The sequence below is a fragment of the Cylindrospermopsis raciborskii Cr2010 genome (assembly GCF_003367075.2).
Taxonomy (GTDB): domain Bacteria; phylum Cyanobacteriota; class Cyanobacteriia; order Cyanobacteriales; family Nostocaceae; genus Raphidiopsis; species Raphidiopsis raciborskii.
The window spans coordinates 787,856-808,630 of record NZ_CP065936.1 but is presented as its reverse complement, the minus strand read 5'-3'; the positions used below and the strand labels follow the sequence as shown (position 1 = coordinate 808,630).

Genomic DNA, 20,775 nt, shown 5'->3' with positions numbered 1-20,775 from the left:
CGTAACATCAGGATTGGAGAGCATGATTATCAGGAATATACCAAGTGCGATCGCTTTGGTTATTCATCATCCTTTGAGGATGGATTTTATCGACTCTTTTTAACCCAAAATTGATATCCAGATGCGGAACTTAAAGCATTGGCAAAACTCCAAGCAGCACTTTCAGAACTAAAACTGGCAGCCTGAGTTTCCCTGCTGGCAATATATGCATCTCCACAATATTTATTTTTAACTACACTGAGTGCAGAAGCAGGACCTTTTACTGCCCACCATTGAGAACCAGATGTATATGAATCTCCACATGTTGGTCTCCAGCTGCTACTAACATTAGAATTAGTTGTATATACTGGTTCGCTGCTAGTATTATTATCTGGTGTATTACTTGTTATATAATTTTCCGATAAAGCTGCTACACGTGATCTTTCTGCCGCTAATCTTTGGCGTTCTAATCTGGCTTGTCGTGATTCATCTGCTAATCGTCTCCTCTCTTCTTGTGCTTGTCTTTTCTCGACTGCTAATCTTTCCTGTTCTGCTGTTTGTCTGAGATTCTCTGCTTCTAGTGCTTTTTGTTGAGCTTGTAGCCTCTCTTTTTCTGCTATTTCTTTTTTCTCCTCTGCTTCCTTTTTTTCCCTTTCTAATTGCGCCGCCCTTTCCTGTGCTTCCAACATTTGTTGTGTTACAAAAAAACCTCCTGCTAAGCCTAAAATACTTAATGCAATTACTGCAACTCTGGTGTAGTTAACGGGAACTTTTGTGTCCTTGTTTTGGGACTTTACTTTATTAAATACTACACTGGTTAAACTGGAAATCAAATTTTTACTTTCGCCACCTGGTGATACAACTAGTGTATCTTCCTGACTTTTGGGTGTTAGTACGGTAGACAGTGGTATGCCGGAGGAAGTATGTAAGTCAGAATACATTGCCTCCGCTGTCAGATATCTACTCCCTAAATCCATCTTAATAGACTTATTCAATACTTGTACTAGCTTTGGATCTAGATTAGGCACATAACTTGTCCAATCTATTTCTCCTGTTAGTTGACTAACACTAAATTCGATGGGTAGCTTTTGAGTTAAAGCATAAATAATTGTTAACCCCAAGGCGTATAAATCCGTACTAAAAACAGGTCTTCCTGCGGTTTGTTCGGGAGCCATAAATCCTCTGGTTCCCACTACCACTGAACTAACTGTGGAACCGGACCCCAGGGTAACAGCGCCCATAGTTTCCTTGACAGCACCAAAATCAATTAATACAGGTAGTCTATCACTATCTCGAAGAATAATGTTTTCTGGTTTAATATCCCTGTGGATAATATTTTTGCTGTGGACATATTTCAGGGTATTCAACAAAGAAGACAAAATGACTGTAGCCTGTTCTGGTTTAATTTGTCCTACCTGGGACAAGTTTTTGCCCTCTATATATTCTTGAACCAGATAAAACTCTCCCTCTTCTGAAAAATAGCTGTAAAGTTGAGGAATTTGAGAACAATGGTTTCCTAACTCTTCTAATACTGCTGCCTCTTTTTGAAAAAGGTTTTCAATTAATTCTGTAGAACTATGACTATTTTGAAGAGCGGGCTTGAGATGTTTAATGACAACTAGACGCTGTGAGGGCATTTGAGTATCACGAGCCAAGAAGGTTTCTCCAAATCCTCCAGATCCCAGAGGATTTATAATTTCATAGCGGTTAATGAGTAAGCTGTTCATGTGCAAATCCTTAATTTTTTATATGGTTTACTTAACAGATTCAACAGGTTCACTAAGCGAACTCAACTTTATTTTGAGAACTAGAACTTTCTTGAGTTTTGTTGTATCCTGGCTGCCTTAAAAATTTCTTTAGCTGTAAGGGAACCAACAAATCGCCAATGCCAAGGTTCATGACTAACTCCCTGAAAATTGTTTCTTGGAAATGATAGTTCAAATCCATATTGAGAGGCATTAACTTCTAGCCACCGATAGGCTTCAGTAGACTCAAACGCGAATTTAAGGTCAGTTTCAGGATGTCTATCATCACTGATATCGATTGCATAGCCCGTGTGGTGTTCGCTAAAACGCGGAGGCGCACTCAGTAGTTGGGCTGCTTGCGCGCTACCCCGACGTTCAATCTGTTTTTGAAACAGTTTTTCCTGTTCGACAAATGAGCGAAAGCCAGATATAGGAGCAAGTTTAATTCCTGCTTGGTTGGCAGCAAGTTTCATTTTTTTGAATGCTGTTGCGGCCTCCAAATTCAAATAAGCTGTGCGGTTATAATAGGTTCCGACTTCTACTAAATTTTGTTTATTTTCTGGATAACGAAAGTGAGCTGGTGGTTGACTTTGAATAGATCTTGAACTGGGTAAAGTAGGTTCAAAAGATTTGCTAAGAGGTTGAGGTATAATATCAGTATCATTTGCAACTTGACTAGCCGGAGGAGATAGGGAATATTGAGGGGTATTTGTCAGACTTTCAGTGACCTGGCGGGGGGGAGGATTAGAAATTTGATAACTAGAAGAACCGGGAGAAGAGTTAGTAAACGTAGTGGGGACTGGAACATCAGAAGGTCGCAACAACATATAAATTCCCACACCGATGATAAGAATCATAGTTGGGATAAAATGTCTGAAGAATGATAGAAATGATAGAAAGAGTTTCATTTTATTTATTAGTTGTCAGTTGAAATTTATTAACCCCACTGCTAATTAAGATTAATTAATTGAGCGGCAATCCACCCAGTTGTACCAGAGTTAGGATGATAGACTTGATACCATTGATAATTATCCTGATCATAACTACTGCCTAAAATTTTAACCGGATCACCAGTATCTGCAGTTCCTAGTACCTTGTAAGTGGTTCCCGGGCCTGATCGGATATTTTTATAGCCTGGCTGTCCTACAACTGTCGCATCTGTTTGTGATGTTTGAGAGGAATTTATTGAAAGTCTTCTTTCTGCGGCTAGTCTTCGGCGTTCTAATCTGGCTTGTCGCGACTCAGCCGCTAATCGCCTCCTTTCTTCTTGTGCTTGTCTTTTCTCGACTGCTAATCTTTCCTGTTCTGCTGTTTGTCTGAGATTCTCTGCTTCTAGTGCTTTTTGTTGAGCTCGTAGTCTTTCTTTTTCTGCTATTTCTTTTTTCTCCTCTGCTTCCTTTTTTTCCCTTTCTAATTGCGCCGCCCTTTCCTGTGCTTCCAACATTTGTTGTGTTACAAAAAAACCTCCTGCTAAGCCTAAAATACTTAATACAATTACTGCGACTCTGGTGTAGTCAACGGGAACTTTTGTGTCCTTGTTTTGGGACTTTACTTTATTAAATACTACACTGGTTAAACTGGAAATCAGATTTTTACTTTCGCCACCTGGTGATACAACTAGTGTATCTTCCTGACTTTTGGGTGTTAGTACGGTAGACAGTGGTATGCCGGAGGAAGTATGTAAATCAGAATACATTGCTTCCGCTGTCAAATATCTGCTCCCTAAATCTATCTTAATAGACTTATTCAATACTTGTACTAGCTTTGAATCTAAATTAGGCACATAACTTGTCCAATCTATTTCTCCTGTTAGTTGACTAACGCTAAATTCGATGGGTAGCTTTTGAGTTAAAGCATAAATAATTGTTAACCCCAAGGCATATAAATCCGTACTAAAAACAGGTCTTCCTGCGGTTTGTTCGGGAGCCATAAATCCTCTGGTTCCCACTACCACTGAACTAACTGTGGAACCGGACCCCAAGGTAACAACGCCCATAGTTTCCTTGACAGCACCAAAATCAATTAATACAGGTAGTCTATCACTATCTCGAAGAATAATATTTTCTGGTTTAATATCCCTGTGGATAATATTTTTGCTGTGGACATATTTCAGGGTATTCAACAAAGAAGACAAAATGACTGTAGCCTGTTCTGGTTTAATTTGTCCTACCTGGGACAAGTTTTTGCCCTCTATATATTCTTGAACTAGATAAAACTCTCCCTCTTCTGAAAAATAGCTGTAAAGTTGAGGAATTTGAGAACAATGGTTTCCTAACTCTTCTAATACTGCTGCCTCTTTTTGAAAAAGGTTTTCAATTAATTCAGTAGAACTATGACTATTTTGAAGAGCGGGCTTGAGATGTTTAATGACAACTAGACGTTGTGAGGGCATTTGAGTATCGCGAGCTAAGAAGGTTTCTCCAAATCCTCCAGATCCTAGGGGATTTATAATTTCATAGCGGTTAATGAGTAAACTAATCATCTGCAACTCCTGACTTTTTTAAATGTTTTACTTGATAGTTTCACTAAGAGTAGCGAATTCAAATCCCCTACTCTTTAGTTTGACAATTATTTGTTCTAGAGCATCAACTGTGTTTTGACGACTAGAGCTTTCTTGGGGATGAATTCGGTTAGGATTAGTCATAAAACCATCATGCATTAAAACCACACCCGGTTTTTTGACCTTAATTACTGAATCGCTAATGGAGGCGACTGTACTAGTTTTTCGCCAATCATTAGTGTCAACAACCCACTGGGCATTATTTAACCCTAATTGCGCAATAGTTTCTACTACCTGTGCATTTTGATGTCCATAGGGAGCACGGAACCATTGAGTAGGATATTCTAAACCCAAACACTTGTTTATACTTTCTTGAGTATCAATAATTTCTTTACGTTGTTGTGGTTGGGAAATTTGGGTAAATACTGGATGAGTATAGCTATGATTCGCAATTTCATGACCATTTTGATAAATCATTTTCAGAATTTCACAGTTTTTTGCTACTCTTTTACCGACCACAAAAAAAGTTGCTTTTACTTGATGTTTTTGCAATATAGCAACAATTTTTGGCGTGTACTCCAGGGTTGGCCCATCATCAAATGTCAAAGAAATAAATTTTGTTTTTACAGCTCCAAGAAAATTGGTTTTATTTTGAAGAGAAAGGTTAATAAATGATCTTTTTTTATTCGGTTTAAATGGTTGATTGGATTGAATGACCTGATTTGATAATTGCCGTTTGCTCAGAAAATAGTACTGCCATTTAATAACCATTTCCTGGTAAGTTTTGATAGTATCTAAATGTTGATTAATTGATGATTCAGGATAGTTCTTTTTGGCTGTTTCTATTAATCTTTCAGACTTTCTCAAATCATTTATTAGCTTGGTTGTGAGTTCTAATCCCTGTTCAGGATCTTGTATTTCCTTAATATTTTTTAACTTTTCTATTGTACCTTCTAACCCTTCTAGTCCATTGATAAGATTAACATCTTTAGGAGCTAATGTGTTGTCTGGCAATGGAGAACTACTAAATCCATTAGAAATGGGGGGTGTGGTTAATTGCGCTGGAGTAGGAGAATTAACCGGTGGTGAATTGATTGAGGATTTTAACAATGAATCCTCTTTCCTAATTTGACCAGTTGGTAGCGTAGTAGGGAATTTTTTGACTGGTTTAATAGTCATGAAAAACCAACCGGTAATTGCTCCCACCACTATACTATTTAGTAGGATAAGTATTAAATACTTGGCATCGGTTACGCTATTATTTTTTGCTCGCTTAACTCGGTAGTTAGTTGATTTTTGTGCAATTTTACCCAAGCTAGACTCTCCTTTTTAGTATCAACGAGTATTAATAGAAAAAAATTATTGCATAAACCCTCACCTCTTTTACGGACAATCTACCCTTACTTTATTTATAGTAAGATACTTTTGTCAAGTAAGCATACATTTCTAATAAGCACAAAACTCCACATTACTATAGGAATTCACTGACCTAAGATAGACACTATAGTCCCCGGAAACGGGAATGTAGTAACTAAGAGTATTCGTGGCTTCTCTCCTTGGCGTAATGCGTCCTTTTGGTCCAATTACGTATATATGATGAATAGACCCCTGTCCTGTATTCTTACTTGTAAATAGTTGTCCACCCGCCAGTTTAAGTACAAATTCTTTACCTTGACTGATATTTCCAGAATAAAAACCACAAAGACTACCCTTAGCAAATCTGATTCTGGTTTTTTTATTTTGAGCTATCAATTGACTGATAATCTGTCCGGAGCTGATTTTACCTTGCATCTCCTGGTTTTTTACGTACTCACTAGGAGAACAGTATTCCGCAACATTTGAAATCATCAAGTTCGTCGGAAGAAGAAAAGCGTTGATGAGAAATTGACACATACTTTTGGCTCACTAATATGAGAAGGAAGATCTACTTTTCAAAGTTCAGTGTCTTTTTTAGTAATTTTTGGTCAATAATGAATAAATACTCATTTGAACCATATTTAAATTCGATTTGCCTAATGTTAGTTAACTCATCTAAAATTTGACCAAGATGAACCATGACCACCTCGGCAAAAATGCTATACTGAGTTATCTCTTGTCCTAGGGTGGAAGCCTTCAATTTCAATCTGGATGTTGTGTTATCATTATAGGTAATTATGGTATTTATATCATCTAAAAATGTTGGTTTTCCGTTGTCGGTGATATCCCAATCATCCGAGCTTGTACCTACAGCTATCACTGGGTAAACTCCTCCTTCGTTTGGATCCTCGTAGGAAAAACTACAATATCTCAGTTCTCCCTTTTTAGAAACAAGTAATTTACACTCGCTGCCAATATTTGCCTGGAAAGTAGCTTTCTTAGAATCACTAAATCTATCATACTCAAACTCATAATTATAACCACCAAGTGCTGGATTAAATATCCCTATGGAAAGAAGGAAGGTAGAAATTAACAAGACTCTCACAATAACATTTCCTTTTTTAATGGTAATACATGTTGTTTCTTGGTACTTTTTAGGTAAAAGAGTCAAGGTATTCTCAGCTAGTGGAAGGAATTATAGCCTTAGACAAAACCCTTACATAAAATGTAAACAAAAGCACTATAATACATCAAAATTTATCTCCGCATCTATCCTAGGGTAGATCTTCAGTTTTAAATATTGAAACAAAGGCGATCATCTTTTCAGTCGTTCCATCTATAATTGTTTTACTAATACTCATGTGAGTAATTATGACTACAGTGACCTATACCTGGACTAATAGCATCCTGCACGCGAGTGCAAGTGCTTCACAATCGCCTGTTTACAATCCAATCGATAAACTGCGTTACATTTCATTAATTCACCTTATGGTGTATATCTTATACATCCTATGCCACACTTGTCAATACTCCATGAATCCTTTCAAATTTATTAAATTTGGTGTTCACTCTCTACAACCCTGTATTGTTATTGTATTTTTTGATAATTTCTGTTATAGTTGGTGCGAGTGGCCACACAGCTTGGGATTTCTCTAGCCAAGGTGGGACAATAGCTCACGCGGGAAAACCATAAAGAGAGGATTTGAAAAAATGGCATTTACACAGCTTCCTTTACCATACGACTTTAACGCTTTAGAAAGTTACGGCATGAAAGCTGAAACCTTTGAATACCATTATGGTAAGCATCACAAAGCATACGTGGATAACCTAAACAAGCTCACTGAAGGTACAGATTTGGCGGATAAGTCTCTTGAAGAAGTAATTCAAATTTCCTTCAAAGATGCATCTAAAGCTGGGGTTTTCAACAATGCAGCACAGGTTTGGAACCATACTTTCTTTTGGAATTCGCTTAAGCCTGCAGGTGGCGGTGTCCCTACCGGAGTATTAGCAGACAGAATTAGTCAAGACTTTGGTAGCTTTGACAAATTCAAAGAAGAATTTTCCACAGCAGCAGCAACTCAATTCGGCAGTGGTTGGGCTTGGTTAGTTGATGATGGTGGTACACTCAAGGTAATCAAAACACCTAATGCCGAAAACCCTTTAGTACACGGTAAAAAGCCACTCTTAACCATTGATGTATGGGAACACGCTTACTATATAGATTTTAGAAATGCGCGTCCAGCATTCATCAAGAACTTCTTGGACAATTTAGCCAACTGGGAATTTGCTGCTGCAAATTTAGGCTAAGTCTGATAAGACATTAATAATAAAAAGTTCGAGCTTTTAAGCGTTCATCTTATAGCTACAGCTATAAGATGAATATGAATGTAGGTTGAAGTATGAAACCCAACGCCCGCATGGGTTTAACCCATCCTACAAATAATTGAGAGGAGAATTTAACCCTGAAGCAGATTAGCTATGCCATCTTCTGTTGAACGTCCTTCAATCAACTCCTGAAAATAGTGATTTAATGGTCTTTCAGAACTAATTGTTTTCAAAATAATCCTATCATTTTGAAATTTGTCAATAACTCTCAAGGCTAGGTGAAATTCTGCTGAATTTGGGCGGCAGAAATTTGCATCATAAGCGCAAAAAGTTAGCAAGTAAATAAGAGATAAAAAAGCATTCTGTTTGTATTGGAACTCAAAATCTTTATAATGTCTAGTTAGTAAATAGTTGATAATTTTTGTAAAATGTTCCAGGTATAGACGAGAAGTTAATAAGGTGTTAGAAGGATTATTAAAATCATAATACCAAAGTAAAATTCTGCCATACCCCCACAAGTATTGACTTGTTTCAGATGTATATTGTAAGTCAAATAATTGAAAATATCTTTGTTGTAGTTGTTCAGTTACAGCAATTCTTGATAAACACTGTAAATACTCATTTGACACTTTTTTGTCCCTTCCACTATTGTCAATAATTAATTTCACCTGGGAGTCAGAAAATAAACTATCTGACATATCTCGTGAACATATAAATTGTGAGAATTGATATAATTTACCAGTAAGAATTATTGCATTAATCAGCAAATTTTTCTGGTGATAAATTACAGGTCTATTCTGTCTTAGATATTGATTAGTCGTGGTAATCATAAAATCAATTACTGTGTCAAATTGAGAATTTGTTAATTTTCGTTTCAACCCTGTAACAATCTCCTCATCCTCAATGGATGAAACCTCGATAAATTGTAGCAAATCAGGATTCGGTTTCTGTCCTAAGTGTTGATAAGCTTGTCTGAAACTTGTACTTAGTTGTTCGTAAGTTCGACTATTAATGACATTTACTTGAGAGATTTGATTTAAAGAATTCATAAAATTTCCAAGAGCTACACTTGCGCTCAAACGTCTAATTTGAGACAGAGATCTTTGTTGACGATTTTCACTGATTCTGGAGGGGGGGATGTAGCTATAAGAGACATTAACCCTGTTGACCAAACTAGTTTTAATAGTATATTGGTTTTGCAAGTCTTTAACTTCCAGTCTAGGAAAAGATCCTGGTTGTAGATAAAACAGAATTTGTACTAAGACTTCTTGATCATTTTGGTTGCTGTGATGATTGTGATAGTTTTCAATATCAATTCTGTAATCTTGGGGAACACCATTGATAGAGTAATCAGAACCATTGACTCTAATTGGTAAATTAGCACTATTTCTACCACGGGGAATTCTCACAAAGTCTTGATCTCTACTAGCTATTCTTCCTGTTAAGACTGTAAGCTTACCTTCATAAGAAATAGCATCTTTTTCATCAGATAACTCAATCCATACTTCCTGGTTATCAATAGCTATAGCGAACTCAATTCGATCTAAATAAATTCCAAACAAGGGAAACCCTAGCTGATTTTTTTGGATCCATATCTCTGAAAACCTTTGGATTTGAGGTGTGAAACAAATAAAGTTAGATAAATGTAGGTAGGAAATTTTCTCAAAAATGTTATATTGACTGATTAAGACAAACTGGTATTGGGGATACTGGATAGCAAGTTGATTGACAAGGTTAATATCCGGTTGAATTTGCTGATAAACAATATTAGCAATATCGAGTGTAAGTACAGTGATTCGTTTATAAAAAATTTGGTGGTCATGGTCTACTTCGATAATCAAACTTATAGACTCTTGAGCAATTTGAGATTGAACAAATCTGAAAAAATTAATCTTGCGTAAATAATCACCCAGGTGGTTAATGCTTTCCTGATTTGTAGATAATTGAGGGAATTGCTGCTGTAATAAAAACTCAGCTATGGAATAACATACCCGTAAATATGTTGCTTGAGAATTGCATACACTAGGTAAAGATATCTGATGTCTAGTATCAAGAATAGGAATTTGGTAGGGACTATTTTCTGGTTGTATAAAGGTAACTGGAAGTAAACTAGAAATATCAAAACTATCGAAATCAATAAATACTAGTGGTTTAAATGGTTTGGGGGAGGGGTTATATAGGTGTCTTTCAACTATTGCTTCCCGGTGACTCCAATAATGATAAGCACTGCTATATAAATAACCGTCCGTAGATCCCAGACCATACCTCATACTCAGGGTCATTAAATCTAAAGTATCACTAATGATAAATAAACGCTCCCTATCTCCTCCCCTTAGTTCAGTTCCCATAGATAGGAAATTTAACTCCTGGGAATTAATAGTTAACTCAGAAGCAAGAAAATTATTACCTATTGGTGCAGTTAAATAAGGATAATTAGAATATTTATCCAGAAACGATTTGTAGTCTCTACTCGATTGAGGAACTATATCAGATTCCTCCTTCACTAAAAAAGTATACTCACAAGCATCAAAATAAGATTGTAAATTAAATAATCTAGGCATATTTTCCTGTTCCTTACTGATTTTAAATTTTTGTGTTTTTTTGAACCTGGTCTAAATTATGTGGGGAGGCATAATTATTTGTAGGATGGGTTAAACCCATGCGGGCGTTGGGTTTCATACTTCAACCCAACCTACGTTCCTCTCATATTTAATTCCATCCACCCACTTACTCTCTAAATTACTTTAATAAATTTAGATTTTTAAATTTAGATTTTCTAGTCTATCAATGATTTCGTTAATTTCCATTTTATTGGTAGTTTTATACATCAAATCATGTAAATTTGAATGATTCAAGTTAGGATTATTATGGAAAATAAAATCAATATTGAAATTAAAATTAATTCCCCCAATGTAAGCTATTTTATCCCCTAAGATAGTAATCTTAGCATGGAGATTATCAATCTTGCGAATATTCTGAACATTAAAGCTCTTCCTATAGAAGTTTTCATATCTCATAGACGCACTCGAATCAATAAAAACCCTCGTATTTAATGCACCGAGATAACCTGCTATTTCCCTAGATGGTTGAAAACTACGAGTATAAATTCTGATCTGTTCATTTTGGGGAAAATTGCGCAGGTTTTCTATCAAATCTTGCTGATATTGTGCTGATGTCAAAAAGTTGTCATGATTTTTTCTATATTTTCTTTGATGAGGATAAATAACGGAGCGCAACCTAAACCCATCACTATTAGCATCAGGTATAACCTCATTTTTACTGTGATTATACCAAAAGTTTTGGAAATAACTAATTAGGTGTTCATGCTGAGAATTATTACTAACCACTATTCCAGCTTCTGTATTAAAGTCCAAACTGCGACGAGTCAGATTACAGGATCCCAGATAAGCAGCTTTTTCCGAAATATAGGTTTTTAAATGAAAAGCACCACTGCGAATAGGTATATTCTCACTCAGCACCATTCTCAAACAAGATTTTTTACGTTCATCGGTTATTTGATATTGTTCGGGTATGACCATAGAATCTGATATTTGTTCATCAATGCGGTCTAAAAGTTCATTGTTTAAATCTGTTAATATATAAACAGGTAATTTTGCGGACTTGTGACAAATTAATTCCGTTAAGTTCTCATCCTCAATAATATAACTAGAAACTAGTAAAAACTCACTTGCTTGGTCAATAATTTGGTGGATAGTTCTCCGATTTTTACCACTATCGATTACAAAACTAATTTGAGACCCATGTGAGGGATTTGGTTGTATTTCATCAGGTAACCCTATGGGTTGATGTTGGTATGTTGACACATATTGATCAACTAGTAACTGAACATCTGTAGTTAAGTTTGATATATAATCTTCCTGTATTTTACTACTAAATCCTAGGAATGTAATAGCAGATCTTAATCTCAGGGGTAATTCCTCTATGGAAATCCAAATTTTTACTTGTTGAAAATTATTATTAGATAGGTGACAGTCAAAATTAAGAAAGAAATTATTTAAATCATGAGATTTCAAAGCATAATTAATTTTTTCCAAATCAGGTAAATTGTGCCAATAATCTTCAGATGTATTCCATAGTAGTTGGATAAAATCTGAGTTTAACCCTGGGTAATCAGATTCTTGTAAGGTCAGGAGGTAATTTCCCATTTGTTCACAAACAGCACCAGAAAAAATAGGAATTTGTGTATCTTCTGCTGTTAAACTAATGCTTCCTTCCTCGCAGACAAAATTATAAGCATATTCCTGAATATCTCGATCATTTAATTGAGAGTCTATATGTTTGAGCAATTTCAGAGCTGGTACTTGGTAAATATCACTTGCTCTCATAGCACCACGACTTTGTTTGCACAAATTAATTAAAACCGATTCTGGGATAAAATCTAATCCGAAAGAGTGACGTAACAATTCAGGTGTTCTTCTCTGATATTTGGTAGATATCGCTTGTACTTCTTGAATTAAATAATTCAAGGATACGGATGTAGTTTGTGTTGCATTTAATAGCAATCTTTCAAATTTTCCCGATAATCTAACTTGTATTTTCATAATTCACGGTTGATTTAGATGACAACTTGACGTTCTTGAGAGACAGCAGGATGATACAATAATGCTTTAAGGGGAGAATTATATCTTAGCCATACATCACAGTCACCAAATAAAAATAGATAATCTTTTGCTCTTGTTAGGGCTATATTAATATCCTCTACTGAAATATCCTTAGGATTACCTGAACAATTAACCATAATGATTTTCCTTTCCTTTCCACTCCATTCTCCTGCTGTACCAACAAATAGTTGATTCTGATATATGGATGAGATTGTAGGTAAAATTTCCTTAATAGCATCTGTCTGGGTTGGAGAAAATGTAATCATCCCTATTTCGGACATAACTTGTCCATCGTGATTTCTGATTAATTTCTCTAAAAATCTAATCATATTTTCTGCTATGGGTTTATCCCCTACCATTGTGTCAGATACATCTTGCCAAACAACTCTTCTATTAATTTGCGATAGGTTGACTCCAGATAGGCTATTATCAATATAATGTGATTGACTATATACCCAATGATTACAAATAGAAGGGTAGACAATTTTAGCCATAGCTGAATGTAGCCTAAACTGTTCCTTTAATGTATAAACATAAGCCGGTGATAAATGACTTTGCAGCCATTGAAAGCAATTAAATTGCAAACAGTTATAAGGATATGGGATGGATTTTTTAGGTTGTCCATATCTTGGAGGGATATCTTCACCAAATAAAACCAGTTTTTTGCATAATCCTGCCAAAAATAATAGCTGTATCCAATGAAGACGATTTGCTTCTTCTACGATGATTATATCAAAACTAGTTTCCCATAAAAGCCTATTTTCCACCTGCATGAACTCAGCAACAGTACCAGTAATAGTGATTTGTGGATTGGCTAAAAGTTGACGGGCAATTTCTTCAATTCCTGCTTGTGAGAGGTGATTATAAATTTGGTTTAATCTTAATTGCTCTTGTAAAAAAGGCAATAGTTGTTTCAACCGATAAGCTAATAAGTGTAGTCTTGCTTGAGTTAAGTTTTGAAATTCTGACTCTAACTTTAGTATATCTGCTAATTGTTGATAGCTGTTATTTTCAATAATTGGCAACCATCTTTCTAATTTTGCTGGTGTTCTTAATTTTGATAACTCTACATCTGGTAGCAAATGTAATGGCAAATAATCCATTTTAGCTTGAGCTAAATTATCATAACGTAAGCGATTGATCACCTTTTGATAATAATCTCCCTGTTGGGAAAGTACCAGCGGATAATTTGTTAGATTATAATAGGGTGACAAAGATGCCAAATTATGAGCTAAAATCAACACCTTATGAGAAGAATCAATAGCCACTTGAGCAAGATTCTTAGCAATGGAGGTTTTTCCTGTTGCTCCTGTTCCAGAAATCACAGTAATAGGACTATTTGAAAGTGCCATTTCCAATGCTATTTGTTGATTTGCACTCAGGGGAATCCTAGGACTAATGGAAGGAAAATTTAAGGATAATCGCTCCTGAGAGTAAAATGCGTTGTTCCTACAGATCGTTTGTATGATTAATTCTATGGATAATGAGGCAAAATTGTAAATCTCTAATAGTTTTTCCCATTGTGCTTGGCTAACAGGTGAAATTTCAGCTGCTGTATATATTAATTTTTTTAATTGTCTTTTAAATCCGCCTCTATCAAGTTCCTCAGTTTTATTTTCTTCCGTTTCATTAGGTTCATTAAAGTTCATACTAAAGTCCATGTTGTAATTCTCATTATAAGTCATATTATGTTAATTGCCTTTAAGCAAATTGGTAATCATTCTGTTAATTATTTCAACGGTTGGATCAAATCCCTGCTCCGTCAAATTTTCTGGTAACTTCATTAACCTGATATTTGGAGATAAAATTTGTAGATTATGATTTTCTCCATAACTCGAATTATAAGTTGATGGATTTTCTTGTAAATATAATACAATTGCCTGTGAAAATGAATCAAAACTTCTACTCCTTTTTTGCATTTCACTAATTATATCCTGACTGGGAACATACCAAAATACCCAAATGGGAAATTCTAACTTTGTGGAATTTAGTTCCCTAGAATCTAACTGATGAATTTGTAAGGTTAACACCCAATCACCTCTAGAAATTTCAGCTGGTTTCTGCAAGCCAAATACATAAACTTGGTTCTGTAAAAATACTCTAACTGTAACATTTTGATTTCTAGTTAAATAACATCCTTGATCAGCAATTAAGTTAGATTTAACCAGCGAACCAGCATTTATATTTACATGATTAAATTTGAGTAACGCCGCTGTGAAGTAAATATAAACCACATCCGCCAATAAGGAATTTCTAAAACTCCATAACTTCTCTTTTTCATACCTCTTGCGTACATATTCTAAATATGCCTGATAAAAACTCTTATATGTAGCATTTTGCTGTAGCACATAATTTGGTTTTGTGAACTGATAGTTTTTATTTTGAATGGTATTAACTATTGGCTGACTTTGAAACAAATCAATTACTAATCTAATTTTTCTAACTTCTCCCCTAAACTGAACTGCTCCACTTCTTTCATATTGAAAACAACTCAAGTGTAAATATCGAGTAAAATAAACCAGAAATTTATTTTCAGGAGTGTTAAAATCTTGATATCTTTGAATCCCCATTAGTTCTTGTTTTGAACCAGCTTTTTCTACAGCAGTTAATCCAGGTCTACGAATATAATCTCGTAAACAATAACTATCCATTTCTTGAATTTTTCCTACTGGCATTGATTCTGCTTGTCTTCTGAGTTGATGACGTAGCTTGTCACCAATTAATTCTAACTTTCGGCGCAATTGATATTTTTTATCTAAGCTGATTACAATTGGTAAATTGGCATCTTTAAGGTTCACAGACTGTAACTTTTGTGGTACTCGACTGAGCAAAATATGAGATTCCATATTAAATCTTACGGTATTCTCTCCACTAAATATGTCTGTAAACATGCCAATAAATAATCGGATTAATTCGGATACTGTTTTATCCAAACGATTTCCTAATCTATTTTCCCATTCTTCGATTTCTGCTTCCTCTTTGATAGTTTCTAGATCCATAACTTGACCCATGATAGGTAACTTATAAGATTTTTTAGAAACTTCTAAATTCAATACAGACCTTAAATCCTGCCAATTATGTTCATCAGAATAGGATAAATTAGCTGGTTGTAAATAGGGAAAACCGATTTGATAAACTCCCGGAACGATAGTGATAAACCAAGACGATAAAGATAAATCTTCATGTGGTTCCAAAACAATAATTGGACGATCGCTGGCACTCAATTCAGTCGAATTTGAAATCGGTTCAGACTGATTCAGATAGGCAAATAAATTGGAATATATTTTCATTATACCTCTTCATCTTCATATACTAAACCCTGCCAAGTAAACTGTCCGTAACGCCCCTTTCTTGCTTTATCAAAGGCTGTAATTAATGGTTGATCATTGATATCATCAATAATTCTGCCCATTTCTTCTAGTTGCTCATGAGCTTCGTCAACCATGACTCCTCGTAATTTGGGCAACAGTTTCTGTCCAAATTGATCAGCGAGGGCAAATTTAAAAGCTGGGGATTCAATACTCTCCACTTGTGGATAGTTAACCACATATTGAGTAATAGCTTGGTAAACACGATGGGCAAAAGGGTGTCCCATTTTTTCCATTACCTCATTAGCTTGGTTCAGGAAATATTTGACGCTCCTAACTATTTCAGAATTGGGATTGGGCAATTTCACCCACGATTGAAAATGAGAATAGGGTAGATAACTGGAATCGTGATGTTGAACTGCTGCTCCTTGATTCTCCTGACGCAATTTTAAATTTTGGGGTCTACCAAAGGTTAAGACATTAGCTCTATCTAGCACTTTGTCAGATAGGGTCTGCGTAGTTTCATCTTCATTCATCGTTCCCACAAATAAAAAGGAGTTGGGAATTTGTAAACGACGTTCATTTTCACGAATTCGTAAACTACCCACATCAAGTTCCAAGTAAGTCGCATGATTACGGCGACTTTCCAATTTAGATAAAAACTCACTAAAGTAATATTCTACTCTGGCTAAATTCATTTCATCCAGTAACACAATGACTATTCTATCCTGCATGTCTGGCTGTCCATATTGATATAGTCCTCTCATTAAGTCAGTTGGTTTAAATTTCTTTTCTACATAGTTATAAAAACCCTGCAAATCCTGGGGAGAATCCCATCGTGGTTGTACAGCTAATGTTAGTAATTGGGCACCAAGATAATTGGCATATCTTTGCGGTAGTTCACTTTTACCCGTCCCACTAATCCCTGCTAAAATTACTAAGGCAGAAATGTCTTGTACTTTTAAAGATGTGTGGAAAGCATTAACTGTTCTAGTTGAAAAAGTTAATCCTTGGGACCTAATTCTAGTAATAAAATCAGCTATAAATTCTGATTCTTGCTTTCTTGGTTTAATTATTTGTGGTAGATTATTCCAAAGCTTTTCTTTCAAAGGCTGTAAGGCTAATTCCGCACTATTTTCTATTTCTACAATTTCATGTTTGTATCTACTAATTGTTCTTTCAAGTTCCTGTTTTTGTTCTTGTAAATGACCATTGCTCTCTTCTAAAGCTGCTTTCTTACCCTGCCAAGTCTGTGTTTCTGTTTCTACCTCTCTTAACCTTGAGCTTTCGTCTGCAATACTCAGTCTTAAACTATGTAATTTTTCTCTTAATTCTTGGACTTTTTGGTATTCGTTTTGATTTTCTTGGATTGAATGTAAAATTTGTTGTTTTTCTAATTCTAATCTTTGTATTTCTGGTCTTAACTGATTAACTTTTACCTCATAATCTTGGTTTTGTTTAATAATATTATCATAGGTAAAACGCAACAATTCTAAATCAGCTGCACGTTGTTCTAGTTCCTGAGACTGATTTTTCAGATTTTCAACTTGTGTGGTCAACTTCTCTAAATCAATTTCTTTAGCCCGTAATTCCAATTCAATAGAAACAGTTTCTTGTCTGCGGGAATCTAAGGATTCCAGTTGAGAGGTGAGCCCACTGATTTTTCCTTCTAAAGCACTTTTCTCAATTCTAGATTGTTCAATTGCTCGTCTGAGTTCTTCCAATTCCAATAAACGAGGATTCTCTTGATTAATCACACTGATGCGATTTTCCAATTCCTGTTTTTGTGCTGTCAGATTGGCAACTGTTTGGGTAATATCTTCCAATCTAGACTGATTTTGCTCCCATTCTCTTCTAATGAATTCTAACTCAGCTTGCTGATTACCTAATTTCCCTCTCAGGACTACTAGATTTTCTTCTTCCCTTTCTCGGTCTTGTTGTAACTGCTTTACAGTTGGCCTAAGAGTTTCTATTTGTTGGATTAGGTTTGTTGATTCTTGTCTTGTCAGTTCCCGATTTTTTAGTTCCTCAAGCTTAACTAATGTGACCCGATTTCTATCATCTTCCAACTTGCGAACTACAGAAGCTCCCATAATAGCACCAGCAGTGCTACTTAATACTCCTATACTAGCTTGTCCGTTAGCTATACCCGTCAAGATAACACCAATACCCACACCCGCACTAAGCCCACTAACTATAATCAGATCCTTCATGCTAACCCAATACCCCCTTTTATACAACACAGACACTGTAAACAAGCGGAAAGCCACTTAGCATCTATCAAAAGATAGATATTTTTCCACTTAGCTTCTCACAAGAAAATCGCCGAAAGGCACGGAAGCCACTTGGCTTTAGACAGGAAGTGCCAACGGCGAATTTATTCGCCTTGATATTTAACCGTGATGCGGATCTTCAATATTCGGCGTTGCATAATAGAGGTATGAATTGAGGTAATCTACTGTGCATTGTCCAAACTGCGGGTCTTCCAAAATCAGAAAGAATGGCAAACGTCGAGGTAAACAAAATCACATTTGTGTTGATTGTGGTCGTCAATTTATCGATGTCTATAGTCCACCTAAAGGCTATTCAGAAGAAGTTAAACAAAGTTGCCTGCGCTCTTATGTTAACGGTATGGGATTTAGAGCAATTGAACGCGATAAAGGCGTTCATCATACAACTATTATTTACTGGCTAAAACAAATTGGTTCCATACTTCCAGATGCTCCACCAGTTGAGGAAACACCCTTGGTAGGTGAGCTTGATGAGTTGGAGACCTTTGTGGGATCAAAAAAAAACAAAATATGGTTGTGGACAGCAGTAAATCACTTCCGTAAAAATATCCTGGCTTGGGTTGTGGGAGACCACAGCTCACAAGCATTTCAACCTTTGTGGGACATCGTTAAACTCTGGCAATGCTTTTTTTATGTTACTGATGGGTGGAGGGTTTATCCGAGTTTTATTCAGCCAGAGGATCATATTGTGAGCAAAACATATATGACTAGGGTAGAGGGTGAAAATACACGTTTACGTCACTACTTAGCGCGACTACATAGAAAAACGCTATGCTATTCAAAATCTGTAGATATGCTTAGGTATTCAATTAAATTATTACTTCACTATTTAAAGTATGAAGTAATACCCGCGTTTAGTTGATTCATCCCGCAAATATGCAACGCCTTCCAGTGTTGTCTTTATGTTATTTTGTGGCTGCTATTGACAAGTAAGTCTTATCTGAGCTATACTTTCGAAATCAACTTAAAGTAGCGGTGATGCTAAGAATTAATTTTAGCAGAATCAGTAGAGGCTGTTTAAGCCAGCCTCAGAAAGTTCGTTTATGGACTCTTCAGAAATCTCCGTGTCTTTAGACCGGAGAAGCTTAAATGGATTACCATGGTGGGCATGATACGTGAGGGCTATTTAGCACAATGAAAGCATTTGAATATATACCACCACTACAGCCTGAAAAACCATCTTCAACTGTACGCCGTCAGTTGAAAAGACACCTTCGCCAGCGATCGCATTTAATTATGGGACTGGAAGTTTTTGGCAAAATTATAGTAAATTTACTTATTATTTCAGTATCAATATCCGCACTGACACGGTTGTTCCCCCATTACTTGTTACAGCAAGACAAGTTAGAAAATATAGAGACACAAGTTAAGATTATGAAAAACCGCGTTGGCACCTTAAGAGAAGAATTTACCCGTAATTTTGATCCTAGTCAAGCTCAAAGCATTATGAGAGAACACTCCTACCGCTTACAACCTAACCAGCGGCAAATTATACTGGTTAATCCGGACAGAAAAACTGTCGAACCCCCAGATTCCACGCAGTAAGTGGGGAGGCACAATTTACATTTAATTCCGCCCACCCACTTATATATTTAGTTCATTTATATGTGGAAAAACCTAATTCTCCTAACCAATTTTCCACTTGTAGCCTTAGCCTATAGGTGATTATATCCTCTATCTTATCTAAAGACATTGTATGGGATAAGACCCTACGGTAATCTGCGATCGCACAGTTCCAATCACCCCACAGGTGGTAACTCCTACCCCGTTCTGACCAAATGTGAATCTCGAGTTGACCAAACAGCAGGGCAACTTCAAGATCATCAATGGCATCTTTGTACTCTCCTAATTCTCGTAAGGTAATACCTCGATTAATCCAGGCGCGTACGTAGCGGGGATTTAAATCCAAGGCTTGGTCATAGTCAGACAGTGCCTTAACTAAATCACCACGAGCAGCATAGTAGTTAGCTCGGTTATTATAAACGCTGGCCAACCTGGGGTTCAGCTGCATGGCAGTATTGTAGTCCAGAAGTGCTTTTTGAGCATGACCGCTTTGAAAGTAGATTAATCCCCTGTTATTATAGTCAATAGCATTTTCAGGATGACTATCAATTATTCGGTCCAGCAAGGCGATCGCCTTTGTGTACTCTCCTTGATGAGCTAACTTTAAAGCGTAGGATCGCATATACTTTTCATCCTTTAAAGTGCCTATATCTGAATCTGCTAATTCTTTTTGGTTATAAGAGTTGTAAGAACTTTGCCAATTGTTTCTTTTATATAAAGGGTTATTGTGAGTGTGAGAATTTAAAAAAGAGTAACTATCCATATATTTCTGCTCAAGCTAATTGCCCTATGAAATCAAACGATAAAATTTTTCTTGCTGGTAGTTCAATTATACTACTGTATTACTGCCATCTGTGTGCCATTTAGAAATTAAGGAGTAAACAGGTGAGAATCAATTCAAACTACCTATACAATTAGGCCATAGACCCAGAAACATATACATCACTCCCAAGACTAATTCCAGACAGAATTTGGATGTGTGTCAAAATTGAGGAAGTAAGGAGTTATAATCAAGCAAAAAGCTGATTAATACTCTGTGTGGTCAGCTCCTAGTGTCACCCCCTACTATTGCATAAACCAAAAAAT

15 protein-coding genes are annotated in these 20,775 nt (G+C 36.0%); 3 read left to right on the top strand and 12 right to left on the bottom strand.

Going from position 1 to position 20,775, the window contains the following annotated elements; translation table 11 throughout:
• Window positions 1–86: 86 nt before the first annotated feature.
• The 6 genes from C6N34_RS03695 to C6N34_RS03670 form a co-directional block, all read right to left on the bottom strand.
• A complete protein-coding gene (locus tag C6N34_RS03695) occupies window positions 87–1,706 on the bottom strand; it encodes a protein kinase domain-containing protein (RefSeq protein ID WP_236107385.1) in 1,620 nt (539 codons plus the stop codon).
• Between the two features lie 80 nt (window positions 1,707–1,786).
• On the bottom strand, window positions 1,787–2,581 hold the full coding sequence (locus C6N34_RS03690) for a M15 family metallopeptidase (RefSeq protein WP_236107383.1): 795 nt from the start codon (window positions 2,579–2,581) through the stop codon (window positions 1,787–1,789).
• 92 nt (window positions 2,582–2,673) lie between these two features.
• Complete coding sequence (locus C6N34_RS03685) at window positions 2,674–4,206, bottom strand: protein kinase domain-containing protein (protein ID WP_236107381.1); 1,533 nt, start codon at window positions 4,204–4,206, stop codon at window positions 2,674–2,676.
• A gap of 27 nt (window positions 4,207–4,233) precedes the next feature.
• Complete coding sequence (locus C6N34_RS03680; protein ID WP_115539119.1) at window positions 4,234–5,538, bottom strand: polysaccharide deacetylase family protein; 1,305 nt, start codon at window positions 5,536–5,538, stop codon at window positions 4,234–4,236.
• A gap of 132 nt (window positions 5,539–5,670) precedes the next feature.
• Window positions 5,671–6,072 carry a hypothetical protein gene (locus C6N34_RS03675; protein WP_147290757.1) on the bottom strand — a complete coding sequence of 134 codons (402 nt, stop codon included), beginning with the start codon at window positions 6,070–6,072 and terminating at the stop codon, window positions 5,671–5,673.
• A gap of 76 nt (window positions 6,073–6,148) precedes the next feature.
• Complete coding sequence (locus tag C6N34_RS03670; protein ID WP_115539162.1) at window positions 6,149–6,685, bottom strand: hypothetical protein; 537 nt, start codon at window positions 6,683–6,685, stop codon at window positions 6,149–6,151.
• Window positions 6,686–7,290: 605 nt separating this feature from the next.
• On the opposite strand from C6N34_RS03670, the gene sodB reads away from it, so the two are divergent.
• Window positions 7,291–7,887, top strand: a complete 597-nt coding sequence (sodB, locus tag C6N34_RS03665) for a superoxide dismutase [Fe] (protein ID WP_006277967.1) — start codon at window positions 7,291–7,293, stop codon at window positions 7,885–7,887.
• A gap of 149 nt (window positions 7,888–8,036) precedes the next feature.
• On the opposite strand, the gene C6N34_RS03660 is transcribed toward sodB, so the two are convergent.
• The 5 genes from C6N34_RS03660 to C6N34_RS03640 form a co-directional block, all read right to left on the bottom strand.
• Complete coding sequence (locus C6N34_RS03660; protein ID WP_057178329.1) at window positions 8,037–10,466, bottom strand: hypothetical protein; 2,430 nt, start codon at window positions 10,464–10,466, stop codon at window positions 8,037–8,039.
• Window positions 10,467–10,658: 192 nt separating this feature from the next.
• Window positions 10,659–12,467: a phospholipase D-like domain-containing protein gene (locus C6N34_RS03655; protein ID WP_057178330.1), complete on the bottom strand. Its 1,809-nt coding sequence runs from the start codon at window positions 12,465–12,467 to the stop codon at window positions 10,659–10,661.
• A 14-nt stretch (window positions 12,468–12,481) separates the two neighbouring features.
• On the bottom strand, window positions 12,482–14,176 hold the full coding sequence (locus C6N34_RS03650; protein ID WP_161808597.1) for an AAA domain-containing protein: 1,695 nt from the start codon (window positions 14,174–14,176) through the stop codon (window positions 12,482–12,484).
• A 42-nt stretch (window positions 14,177–14,218) separates the two neighbouring features.
• Window positions 14,219–15,817: a DUF2357 domain-containing protein gene (locus tag C6N34_RS03645; protein WP_057178332.1), complete on the bottom strand. Its 1,599-nt coding sequence runs from the start codon at window positions 15,815–15,817 to the stop codon at window positions 14,219–14,221.
• Window positions 15,817–18,048, bottom strand: a complete 2,232-nt coding sequence (locus C6N34_RS03640; protein WP_115539117.1) for an AAA family ATPase — start codon at window positions 18,046–18,048, stop codon at window positions 15,817–15,819. The genes C6N34_RS03645 and C6N34_RS03640 overlap by 1 nt, the downstream gene beginning before the upstream one ends.
• Window positions 18,049–18,295: 247 nt before the next feature.
• On the opposite strand from C6N34_RS03640, the gene C6N34_RS03635 reads away from it, so the two are divergent.
• Window positions 18,296–18,988: an IS1 family transposase gene (locus tag C6N34_RS03635; protein ID WP_141302948.1), complete on the top strand. Its 693-nt coding sequence runs from the start codon at window positions 18,296–18,298 to the stop codon at window positions 18,986–18,988.
• A gap of 272 nt (window positions 18,989–19,260) precedes the next feature.
• Complete coding sequence (locus C6N34_RS03630; RefSeq protein ID WP_115538136.1) at window positions 19,261–19,671, top strand: slr1601 family putative cell division protein; 411 nt, start codon at window positions 19,261–19,263, stop codon at window positions 19,669–19,671.
• Window positions 19,672–19,723: 52 nt separating this feature from the next.
• On the opposite strand, the gene C6N34_RS03625 is transcribed toward C6N34_RS03630, so the two are convergent.
• Window positions 19,724–20,452, bottom strand: coding sequence for a tetratricopeptide repeat protein (locus C6N34_RS03625; RefSeq protein WP_057178335.1), 729 nt, complete (start codon window positions 20,450–20,452; stop codon window positions 19,724–19,726).
• Between the last annotated feature and the right edge of the window lie 323 nt (window positions 20,453–20,775).

Bases quoted from the DNA above. Each gene is read 5' to 3' on its own strand.
- C6N34_RS03645 (WP_057178332.1), bottom strand. From the start codon at position 15,817: ATGAAAATATATTCCAATTTATTTGCCTATCTGAATCAGTCTGAACCG.
- C6N34_RS03630 (WP_115538136.1), top strand. From the start codon at position 19,261: ATGAAAGCATTTGAATATATACCACCACTACAGCCTGAAAAACCATCT.
- C6N34_RS03690 (WP_236107383.1), bottom strand. From the start codon at position 2,581: ATGATTCTTATCATCGGTGTGGGAATTTATATGTTGTTGCGACCTTCT.
- C6N34_RS03650 (WP_161808597.1), bottom strand. From the start codon at position 14,176: ATGAACTTTAATGAACCTAATGAAACGGAAGAAAATAAAACTGAGGAA.
- C6N34_RS03625 (WP_057178335.1), bottom strand. From the start codon at position 20,452: ATGGATAGTTACTCTTTTTTAAATTCTCACACTCACAATAACCCTTTA.
- C6N34_RS03675 (WP_147290757.1), bottom strand. From the start codon at position 6,072: ATGATTTCAAATGTTGCGGAATACTGTTCTCCTAGTGAGTACGTAAAA.
- C6N34_RS03655 (WP_057178330.1), bottom strand. From the start codon at position 12,467: ATGAAAATACAAGTTAGATTATCGGGAAAATTTGAAAGATTGCTATTA.
- C6N34_RS03640 (WP_115539117.1), bottom strand. From the start codon at position 18,048: ATGAAGGATCTGATTATAGTTAGTGGGCTTAGTGCGGGTGTGGGTATT.
- sodB (WP_006277967.1), top strand. From the start codon at position 7,291: ATGGCATTTACACAGCTTCCTTTACCATACGACTTTAACGCTTTAGAA.
- C6N34_RS03695 (WP_236107385.1), bottom strand. From the start codon at position 1,706: ATGAACAGCTTACTCATTAACCGCTATGAAATTATAAATCCTCTGGGA.
- C6N34_RS03685 (WP_236107381.1), bottom strand. From the start codon at position 4,206: ATGATTAGTTTACTCATTAACCGCTATGAAATTATAAATCCCCTAGGA.
- C6N34_RS03660 (WP_057178329.1), bottom strand. From the start codon at position 10,466: ATGCCTAGATTATTTAATTTACAATCTTATTTTGATGCTTGTGAGTAT.